Origin of the sequence: Blautia sp. 1001283B150304_161114_C9 (assembly GCF_015668165.1) — a bacterium.
GTDB classification, from domain to species: domain Bacteria; phylum Bacillota; class Clostridia; order Lachnospirales; family Lachnospiraceae; genus Blautia_A; species Blautia_A wexlerae.
Genome location: NZ_JADPGO010000004.1, coordinates 155,832 through 165,793 on the forward strand (window position 1 = coordinate 155,832; position 9,962 = coordinate 165,793).

A 9,962-nucleotide genomic window follows, 5' to 3' on the forward strand; every position below is an offset into this window, starting at 1 on the left:
TCACCCTCTTCCAATTGCTTTAAGTTCTTCCATAAGCTCCATAGCGCACTTAAAGCCCACCGAAAACGCCTGTTTCTCTGCACTCTCCACCGCTTCAAGCACTTCTTTTGATATGGATTCCGGCAGCAGTCGCACCATATTTACTCTTTCTTCTGGTGTGCGCTCACTCTGCCATAATGAATATAACACTTGCAATACACTCATATCTCAATACCCTCTCATAATATAATGTAAAATCATAAGCATAGGCGGTACAACCAGCAAAAGGAAAAGGGCTGTACCATACATAAGACTGTGCAATTTTCGCCCTACATACATCTTAACTTGCTCTTCAAAAACGCTCTGCCACTCGTCATAAGTCATAAGCTTTTCTTTTCTTCTCTGATTGTTCATGCCTTATCCCCCACTTTCTTACAGCTCTTCATAAAGGTTTCATATCCTTCGCGCCATTCTTCCACTTGCTGATAAGCTTCTTCTATGCTCTGTGGCGGCACTTTACAGCTTTCCGCCCACTCCTCGTAGTAACTTGCTTTCTCTTCTGCTGCTGCCGCAAGCTCTTTACCATAAACCTCTCCATCTTGAAGCTCCCACCCTTGGTAAGTCTTGATATCGTCCAGAAGTTCAAAATATTCGTCCATATGGCCGGACTTCAGCAGAAAGCGTAAGAAGCTATCGTCTTGTCCCAAACCGTAAGAGCAGCGGTCATAGTAGGCTATGGCGCGATCACATTCGTCTGAGCCGTGGCGTGCGCCACACACTAAGTCACTGATAAAGCCCCCTAAAAGCTCACTTAGGGTTGTGTCATCTGCTGCCACCTTAAAAAGAATGTCTTTTAAATCCTCTTCCGGAAGTTCCAGTGTTAAGTTTACTTTACAATTTTCCATGTTTTGTCCCCCTCATACATATCGTGCTGAACACGCTGTGAAAAATAGATGTCACAGGTCGCTACAGCGTTAAAAAGTGTACTGATAAGATAACTTCTCATAGAGCTGATTTCTCCGGTAAAGTCCGAAAAGACTAGCTTTATATACTCTATGTGCTTATATCGAAGCTTCCTGAATCGCTCTTTTACAACTTTTGCTTGCTGATCGGCTTGGTTTACGCGGATCGTAGCTTGATCCGGCATGTTTAGCACTTCCACTATAAGCAGTACAAGGTTTTCGATAAAATCATCATGTAGGCTTTCATCGTACTCAATCTGATTCAGCACATCAGATTCTGATATGATTTGATTTGATAAAGTATTATTCTGTAGAGTATTATTCTGTAAAGTTTTATATATTGTATCATTTTGAGTGTCATCCACTTTATGCACTACACAATCTGAGCTGTCACAAACTGATACAACGGAAGTGCCTGTCTTTTCCGGTGTCACATTTTGATGCACCGGGACATCCAGTAATTCATACTCATAGTAAAAGTGATTCTTTTCATCCTTCATACGGTACTGAACAAGATAACCTGATTGTTTTAGTTGATTCCATGCACTGTCAAAACTTCTTCTGCCTTCAGGACACTTGGACATCAAGAAACCTTTATATAAAGTAAAGTCATCCATAGTGATATAGCTTTGAATCAAACTATATAATCCCTTAGTCTTTAAAGAAATTCTTTCATTTCTCAGGATTTCGTTTGATACCATTGAAAAGTTTACACGTTTCTTTCTGAATTTTCCGCCAGTGTATGTCTGTTTGGTACTCATGCGCACCCCTCTTTTCTCTATGTTCTCGTAGATAACTACGTTATCTTGTAATTATATTATCACATCTTATAATAATGTCAATACCTTTTCTCTATGTTCTCGTAATTTTATATGATTTCTAGTAATATTATATGATAATTTGACACAGGCAAAAATACATTGTATAATGAATAAACTAGAGTAATGGGAGGGAAACGATGTTTGCATACTATAAACTTTTTGACTATTTGAGAAAACACAATCTCAAGCAAAAAGATCTGATTGATAAAAAAGTTGTTAGCAACGGCACTATGCAGAGATTAAAGAACAACGAATATGTAAATACTTCTATTCTTGACTCCATATGCAACTACTTAAAGTGCGACATCACTGATATCATGGAACATATTCAACCAAATGAAGATGAACAATAAAAATCCTAGGTAACTGGGATTTTTTCATGTTCGGATTTGTATGTGAAGTGTGTGAGTGAGATAGACCTCGATAGCGATCACAGACAGCCCCGCCATCCGCGGACATGTAAACCATCCCCCGGCAGCAGTCGCACAAAAGCCCTCGAAACATCCACAATCTCACCAACAAGCAACAAATAATAAATGATGGTGATACTATGCACAAATGTATCACCCCAGCACCATATCCCCCGGATATTTGGCAAATGTCATAATCCCAAACAGCCCAAAAGCAAGGAAATAAAATATAAAAAGAGTGGCAACATTTAGTCGCCACTTCTTTTCATTTCTTTTTTTCTATGCTATTCTCTTTTTCGCTCTTATCAGTGTACTTTTACTTATGCCTGTAGCTTCGACAACCTGTAAGTAAGTGTGAGTTTTGAGCATTTCAAGAGCTTCAGCAAGAATTTTTTCGTCTGTCTTTGGTCTGCCTTCCTTATATCCTTCTCTTTTTTTAGCTATCTCTTTTCCTGTCTGTGTCCTTTCAACGATCTGGCTACGTTCAAGCTGTGCAACCGCTAAAAGAGTCGTAAGAAAGAACTGCCCCATCGGTGTATCTTCAAGTAATCCAACATTTAAGACATGCACGCTTGCTTTTTTCTCAAAAATTTGCTGCACAATTTGAATGCCTTCAACCGTATTTCTAGCAAGCCTGTCGAGCTTTGCAACAACCAACATGTCATTCGCTCTCAGATTGTCAATGATCTCCGTAAATACAGGTCTGCTTGTTGTCGTACCTGTGTACGCCTCACGGTATATCCGTGCATCAGCATATCTTTCAAGAATAGCTTTTTCCTGTGCTTCCAGTGAGTTACCATCTTTAGCTTGTTGTTTTGTCGAAACTCTACAATAACCAATAACCATCACTCCACCTCATATCCTTTTGATTTGCTTGTGTTAGGAACAATCACTATCTTATAGTCCATCTGTTTTAACATCTCATTCAGCTTGTCGATGCTTATGTTATCTTGCGTGAGCCTACCGTTTAACGTCTGCTTGCTGATTCCTAGTCTTTTAGCCAGGTCAATTGGTTTGCATTTTTTTTCATCCATGATATTTCTTATGATTTCTGAAACCTTCATACTGCTTCCCCTTTCGTAAAGTTATTTCTTTACTTATAGTATAGTACAGATATTTCTTTACGTCAAGTGGAAAAGTAAATATTTTTCTTTACTCATAGAGTGATTTTTTTACGGTATCTTTACTTTTAAGTTTTGATACTTTTTCATAGTATACATATTTAGGAACAGTCAACTGTGCGCTCTCATTAATAACAGATAAAAGCGTAAAAAAATAGGAATGTGCTATTACACACATTCCTTTTTATAATCTCATCTCGGTAAACCTTTTTTATTTCCTTAGTTTTCAGTCAATTTCTAAAAATTCATGCAATTTTCACTTAGTTCGGTTCGAAGTAAGATTGAAGCAGACAGACTGACACTTGCGGTCTTTTCACGCTTTCCCCTTAGTGTGTCATCAAGCGGCGGCAATATCCTTCCAAGATATCACGTTTCCAACCGAGATAGTCAGTCCACTCAAAGTCATTCATATAGTATAAGCACATTCTTGCTTCACTGGCAGTCTTAATAGCTTCTTCCATAGCTTCTGTATACTTCGATTTACTTGACAGCTTAAGCAGCTCTACGATAGATTCTTTACTGACATGGTGGGTATGATCCTCACAGCGGAAAAGGTACTTGTACATGTCAGGATCGCATATCTGTAACCCGGCATGATCTCCCAGTCCATCCAGTCCAACAAAGAAAATGTTCTGCTTCAGAAGCTCTTCCTCGGTCTGATCCAAAGTCAGAAGGCTGTAACCTGTGGCAAAAGCGGGGATAGTGATGTCACGGCGGGCGACATCTGAGTAAAAGCTGATGTCCCAGCCATAACAATTGTTAATGCGTACTCTATCGTGTCTGCTAAATTCTTTTACATTTTCCATAATTTTTTCTCCTATCTTATAACAAAAATATCATCAAAATTTTCCAGTTCTTCTTCATCTTCCATAAGCCCGGCGGCAATCACAAGATCGTACTCATGCTTGCTCAGGGGTTTGTCCTTTTCCTCTTTGGACGCTCCTACGACGCTAAATCCCCAAGCATCTGTACCACTTATAGCATCCGGCACACCAAAGATGTTATCAAAGTCTGATGTACAGCTTTCAACTTTTCCCTTCTCAAAGACATCATCAAACTCGCCGCGCACCATATCAAAAGAAAGCATAAGTGCCGCATCATCAGCGGGTGCGATAGATATAAGGCTATGCCCTATATAATCATAAACCATAGGCACACGCCCTTGTTCTTTCCAGCCACCATCATAAATTATTTCGCCATCATTGTCTTTTGTGCCGGAAAACTCCACGCTTCCATATACAGGACTTCCGCTTTCAAGCTGCTTTTCAAGCCATCTCACAAAGTTGGGATAACGGCTCTCGTTTATGTAACCTGTGGCACATAAACATCTATGTACTTCACCATCTATTTCAATATCTTCAATACTCCAATCTTCAAATGAACCCACTTGCACAGAATCCTCAAAAACTGGCATGTTTCTGAGCTGTCCGGTCAGTCCGTGTCCATAAGGCACTTCTTTATCGTCATCAAGGAACTCAGCACATAATGGCATACCTTTTATACTATCCGCATTATCGCGGGTGTACTGCTCCAAGTAAGTTATACCATTTCTGTTCCAGTGCTGCCGATCTGGGTATACCTCATGTAAGACTAACTTTATCTTACGCCGTCCCGGTATATCCCCCGCCAGCAAGGAAAAGTTACAACTTTCACTTATCATCTTTTACAATCTCCTTCCTTAAAACTTCTTTCCTCCACGCTTCACATGGCGTAAAGCGGATTGTATTATGCGCGGGAATCTGAATGCTTTTCTTTTCAGTAAAATCATACCCCCTATGAGCCTTGAACGGCTTTATCTCGAAGCGTCCGAAGTACTTGACTGAAACCTTTCCGTCTTGCTCCAGTCCCTCTGATATCAGCGTAACGACTGTATCAATCGCATCTGCTGCCACCTCATAAGAGCAGCACTGTATTTCACTATATCGCCGTATCATCTCGCCTCTTGTCATATCTCAACACCTCTCAAACTCGCGTTTAGTTTCTGACTTGGCACAAGCTTTACCACAGTTTTATCCTGGCTTTCACATCTTCCGCCAGTGATGGCGTTATGTTCCAAGACTCGTCCTTTACGTGTATATGTGCCGACAGTCCCCAAGCCTTGCAGCTTCACGCATAAACCCTCTCTCAGACACGCCAGAAGCTCGTCTATAACCATCTTTACAGCAACATCAGCATCTTTTATCTGAAGCCCGTTCGTCTTTGCTATACGGCGGATAAAGGCGTTTTGTGTCAATGTTCTATCGCGATTTTCCGCGAATTTTTTCGTATATACTATATTGCTTTTTCCATATTCGTTTATATCCATTATCGTTTCATTCTCCTATTGTTTTTAAATCCTTCCCCACCAACAAAGAAAAAGAAAATGGGATTTTCCCAGATTGTGTAAGCCCACACTTATAGCTTTTCCTCTTTTCCTTTGGTCGGCAGAGTGCCAACCGATACACCTGTAAAAGATATGATCTTCCCGGCACGATACCAAAATACATATAAGAACATATATATTAAAAATTTTCTTTATATTGTTTTTACTATTTCTTTTATTTATGCCACGCATCTTTTGATGAGTGGCAGACAACACGCTCTGTGTTGTCTTTTATGTCCTTATCAAAAGATAAGTCCATATATTTGTTCCAAAATCATACACTTTTCTTAACTATTCAGAAATTTGCATTTTTTTGGAACACCTATATCTTTCCAATTATCCAATATGTCTTTTTGAAGTACTCAGATTTTCTTGAAAGTTCTCTCCTAGATTCAATAACATACTGATATTGACAGTCTTGAAGTTTTCCATTCAAAGTATTGATCCCCATCGTGCGATCATGCAACCCCAGAATATCCTTAAATCGGCTCTTCAATTCCTTTTGCTGTTCTTTGAACAACTTTTTTCCTTCAATCTCTTTAAGATAGTCCAGGAAAATATCATGGCTTTGTGTATATATCTTTAGCTCTGCTCTTTTCCCTGATAGCTCCGATCCAAGGCGGTCAAACAATACCTTTTCATAACTGGAATCTTTCATCTCTAGTGTAGTCGAATAATCCAACCGATACTTCCGTAATGCCATTTCGTTAATTTTTAATTCCTCATTCCTGAAATCGCAATAAAATATCTTATTTTCACGGGCGATACGTCGCGCGTCTAAATTTAGAGTACACATAGTTTTTATGAATTGTTCTTTGTTATCTAAGTATTGTTCTACTGCTTCAAGTTGCTTTCCGTCCATTCGATTGAAGTTATTTATCGCTCTACCATCATAGATTCTGAAGTAAAAGCGGCATGTATCAAGGCTATCTATGGGACGTTTTCGCCCTATGGCTTGAAGCATACAGTCAATGTCAAAAATTTCCGAAATTATATGCTTTACTGCATCATCTTTTATGTCAATGCCATTATCCAAAATTTTAGTAGTAAACAAAATTCTTTTAGAGAATTTGCATTCTTTGACTGCTGCCCGGTTTACAAAATCACATTTTTGTCCTTTGGCACATAAATAGTCTGCATCAGTTCCGTAAATTTCGTACATTTCTTCAAGCCTCTTTATTGAATTGACGAATACCAATATTTTTTCTTCATCGTCTGCACTCAATATGTAGTCAATTAAATCTTGCAATTGATCCTTTTTGTATGTAAATACTCGTTCAACATATGAATAACTTTTTTCAATTTTAAAAATATGATCCGGCTCAACCTTTCCGTTAGCTTCCAATTCGCTAAAAAAGCTATCTGCTGTAGCAGACATGAGAATCACAACACTTTGCGTTTGACTCATTACATATTGATATGCTATATCCGTGTAACTATTGAATTTCGCGTCTGTCCAGAAATAATGACATTCATCTGAAACAATCAGATCATATTTCGGTAAATTTTTCTTAATTCTTAATTTTGCCTGTAATCTTTGATACGTCCATACAGTAACCAAGGGATAGCGGTTTATTTGCGGCTTAACCTGAGATTCTAACTTTTCCCGATTACATAAATACAAAATCCGCTTATTCTGACTTACATAGTATGGTATCAGCACATTTATGACAAAATGCGATTTTCCGCAGCCAGTTCCCCCATTTAAAATTACAAGGCAGTCTTTCCATGTAGTATATAATTCGCCGATTATATCGGACATATAAATATTTGAACCCAACATATGAACTATCTCCTTTATCTTTCCTGATTATTGGTATAATCTGTAATAGCTTCCATCAGCTCCGGCGATTCAAAGAAGAAAAATAAATTCTTTTCTGGATTTTTATAATCTTTCCTTGATTCTGCCAGGACAAAGCCACGCATCAAGAGATAGCCTGCCAGTCTTTGTGAAAAAATCGCTTTACATTTAATTTTCTTTTCATTCATATTTATTTCTCCTAAAATTTGCACATTTTTGTAACAAAAAAAGCACTCAAAACAGAGTGCATAATTTCTATACACTTCTATTCTAAATGCTTTTTGCTGTAAGTGACCTCTACAAGTCACATGAAATCATTATTCAATTTTCTTTGGCTGTATTATATCACATTTTATTTATTTGTCAAGTATCGGCACTTGACACAACTTTAAGTTTTTCCTCTGGCTGCCAATCGTACTTGACATCAAGCTTCGCCAGTATAGTCTTGATAGCGGAAATTTCAAAGATACGTGTAGACCTGTCGCACTTGTCAGCCAAGATAGTGCTGATCCACTCTATCTCCTTCTCTGTCAAGTTAACAATCATCTGCTGCCTCTTGCTGCATGACAAGATAGTTTACTATCGTATCTATATTTATCAGGAAGTCGCCTTTTAAGAACTGCTTGACTTTTCTGGCGTTCTCTGCGGTCAGACATCGCTGCCCTTTCGCCCACTCCGCCAGTGAAGTACGCGGAATTTTCGTGCAACGCGCCGCATAGCTTACGGTTAGACCGTTGAGATCAAGATACTCGTTGAACACATCAACAAGCTGTAATGTTATATTTTCGTTATCCATTTATTTTTAAACTCCTTCCGTGGTGATTTTTTCACCTAAAAAAATTTTTTAAAAAAAGAGACACAGTTAACGGTTCTGTGTCTCTCTCTGTGTTGGGTTTAGACTCTTCTCTGCCACAAGGCAGATATCAACGCACATAAGATATATGCGCTCATATTTACCCTTGACTGCTCCAGCTTCCGGCATATGCCTAGTCACTGCTACGCACCGGAAGCTCTCTCTCTATTCAGTTTTTTATATATAAATAAAGGTACATAGATTGTCATTGTTAAGCCTTTGGCTCATCGCAAGGCATAGTCATGTATGCCCTCCGATCAGCTTAAGGAGGGAGCGGCAGCAGAAGCAGTTACCGCCGCTTATATATCGAATTTTGGGTACATCTCTTTTTTTCATAAACTATCGGAAAGCCTTAAAACTGCCTGTAACCGCGTCCATTATCGCATCACAGGGCTTTCGCAACATTTAATTGAACTGTACATATATACGTCTGTCTATTCCATAAAATATCGACAAGACTTAAAATCATCTGTAACCACGTTGGCTGTCGTATTACAGAAATTCAAGCTAAATTTTTGAACTGTCACATATTTTTATCTCTCTTTCCATAAACTACCAACGGGGCTTTAAAAGCCTTGTAACCACGTTGGTTATCGTATTACGGAAATTTAAGAATTTAAAAAGCGTTTGTCTATTCTCTTTTCCATAAATTATACATTTTAATAAAAGCCCCTGTAAAACGACAGCTATCGCGGTTGCAGAATTTTCAGATAGTTAAAAAACACTTGCGGAATGCTTTTATCCCTCTTCCCATAAATTGTCGATTTTAGAAAAAAGCTCTGAAATGCCATGTTTATCGTACTTTGAAAATTTTCAGATAATTTAATTGACTTGTCCACAAACCTTTGTGTCTCTCTTTCATAAATTGTCAGCAAGCTATAAAATCGCCTGTAACAGCCTTGGTTATCGTATTGCAGAGGTTTTTTATCAACAAAAAACAAAAATTATTATTTATTGAATCTTTCTTTTCCATAAATTATCACTCAAACGCAAAATTCTCTGTAACCACGCTGGTTATCGTATCACAGACGAAAAAGATAACCAAATTGAAAGCGTCTTAATTCTCTTTGTATGACTTCATTTAACTTTTATAGAACAAATAAAATTTGTGTTTTATTACACAAAAAATAGCCCCTATTGGGAGCTATCAAGTCGTGTCATGCGGATATTCTAAAATTGACTGGTACTAATTTGGTACTAAATAGCCTTTCCCATTCTCTGAAAATGGCTTAAATACGGTATTTTAGCTTATATATACATATGTTGCCGTGGCAGACAAATAACACTCTTATCATTGCTTAAAACTCCTTGAAATGCTGTATTTACGCTGTTTACAGGTATTTTCCGATAATCGTGAACCTCACATGGCTAAAGTCACGTGCTTCCAGACGCTTTAGGCGTCAGACTGAATATCGGCGGATACGCCTGTAACTTAAGTCTGCACAGTTATGTGCTTTTTCCATGCCGGATACGGCAGGTTCCCACATTACAGGTAATCCGCTGTATATCTGCCTGTGTTTATGCTACTTTTAAAATCTCCATTTGCAGATGAAGTTCTCTTAAGTCAGCATAAACACATGAGGTTCTACGCTTTACAGGAGGGACTTTTGCCTCCAGTAAAGACCTTTCCGTTGCCGGAAGGGGTTTTAAAAG

Annotated in this window: 14 protein-coding genes; 1 reads left to right on the top strand and 13 read right to left on the bottom strand. The window is 38.4% G+C overall.

The genetic code is table 11. The annotated features are described in order from the left end of the window. The 4 genes from I4V44_RS03675 to I4V44_RS03690 are packed head-to-tail and all read right to left on the bottom strand — an operon-like array spanning window position 1 to window position 1,702. Complete coding sequence (locus I4V44_RS03675; protein ID WP_196002350.1) at window positions 1-204, bottom strand: hypothetical protein; 204 nt, start codon at window positions 202-204, stop codon at window positions 1-3. Between the two features lie 3 nt (window positions 205-207). Then, window positions 208-393: a hypothetical protein gene (locus tag I4V44_RS03680; RefSeq protein WP_196002351.1), complete on the bottom strand. Its 186-nt coding sequence runs from the start codon at window positions 391-393 to the stop codon at window positions 208-210. Continuing rightward, a complete protein-coding gene (locus I4V44_RS03685) occupies window positions 390-884 on the bottom strand; it encodes a hypothetical protein (protein WP_196002352.1) in 495 nt (164 codons plus the stop codon). The genes I4V44_RS03680 and I4V44_RS03685 overlap by 4 nt, the downstream gene beginning before the upstream one ends. Continuing rightward, window positions 866-1,702 carry a DUF6017 domain-containing protein gene (locus I4V44_RS03690; RefSeq protein WP_196002353.1) on the bottom strand — a complete coding sequence of 279 codons (837 nt, stop codon included), beginning with the start codon at window positions 1,700-1,702 and terminating at the stop codon, window positions 866-868. Before I4V44_RS03690 ends, I4V44_RS03685 begins: the two co-directional genes overlap by 19 nt. Before the next feature lie 197 nt (window positions 1,703-1,899). Between I4V44_RS03690 and I4V44_RS03695 the strand changes: the two genes are divergently transcribed. Continuing rightward, window positions 1,900-2,115: a helix-turn-helix domain-containing protein gene (locus I4V44_RS03695; protein ID WP_196002354.1), complete on the top strand. Its 216-nt coding sequence runs from the start codon at window positions 1,900-1,902 to the stop codon at window positions 2,113-2,115. Window positions 2,116-2,451: 336 nt separating this feature from the next. On the opposite strand, the gene I4V44_RS03700 is transcribed toward I4V44_RS03695, so the two are convergent. From I4V44_RS03700 to I4V44_RS03740, 9 genes are all read right to left on the bottom strand, one after another. Next, on the bottom strand, window positions 2,452-3,018 hold the full coding sequence (locus I4V44_RS03700) for a recombinase family protein (protein ID WP_118571162.1): 567 nt from the start codon (window positions 3,016-3,018) through the stop codon (window positions 2,452-2,454). Then, window positions 3,018-3,236: a helix-turn-helix domain-containing protein gene (locus I4V44_RS03705; RefSeq protein WP_118571163.1), complete on the bottom strand. Its 219-nt coding sequence runs from the start codon at window positions 3,234-3,236 to the stop codon at window positions 3,018-3,020. Before I4V44_RS03705 ends, I4V44_RS03700 begins: the two co-directional genes overlap by 1 nt. Window positions 3,237-3,619: 383 nt before the next feature. Continuing rightward, on the bottom strand, window positions 3,620-4,099 hold the full coding sequence (locus I4V44_RS03710) for a hypothetical protein (protein ID WP_196002355.1): 480 nt from the start codon (window positions 4,097-4,099) through the stop codon (window positions 3,620-3,622). Between the two features lie 11 nt (window positions 4,100-4,110). Further along, complete coding sequence (locus tag I4V44_RS03715) at window positions 4,111-4,953, bottom strand: hypothetical protein (protein WP_196002356.1); 843 nt, start codon at window positions 4,951-4,953, stop codon at window positions 4,111-4,113. After that, window positions 4,943-5,242, bottom strand: a complete 300-nt coding sequence (locus I4V44_RS03720; RefSeq protein WP_196002357.1) for an HU family DNA-binding protein — start codon at window positions 5,240-5,242, stop codon at window positions 4,943-4,945. The genes I4V44_RS03715 and I4V44_RS03720 overlap by 11 nt, the downstream gene beginning before the upstream one ends. Then, window positions 5,239-5,598 carry an HU family DNA-binding protein gene (locus I4V44_RS03725; RefSeq protein WP_196002358.1) on the bottom strand — a complete coding sequence of 120 codons (360 nt, stop codon included), beginning with the start codon at window positions 5,596-5,598 and terminating at the stop codon, window positions 5,239-5,241. Before I4V44_RS03725 ends, I4V44_RS03720 begins: the two co-directional genes overlap by 4 nt. Window positions 5,599-5,977: 379 nt before the next feature. Beyond that, window positions 5,978-7,438 (bottom strand): helicase-related protein, encoded by a 1,461-nt coding sequence (locus I4V44_RS03730; RefSeq protein WP_196002359.1) that lies wholly within the window; start codon window positions 7,436-7,438, stop codon window positions 5,978-5,980. Window positions 7,439-7,452: 14 nt separating this feature from the next. Next, window positions 7,453-7,644, bottom strand: a complete 192-nt coding sequence (locus I4V44_RS03735; RefSeq protein WP_173720178.1) for a DUF5659 domain-containing protein — start codon at window positions 7,642-7,644, stop codon at window positions 7,453-7,455. Between the two features lie 347 nt (window positions 7,645-7,991). Next, a complete protein-coding gene (locus tag I4V44_RS03740; RefSeq protein ID WP_196002360.1) occupies window positions 7,992-8,252 on the bottom strand; it encodes a hypothetical protein in 261 nt (86 codons plus the stop codon). Window positions 8,253-9,962 lie beyond the last annotated feature (1,710 nt).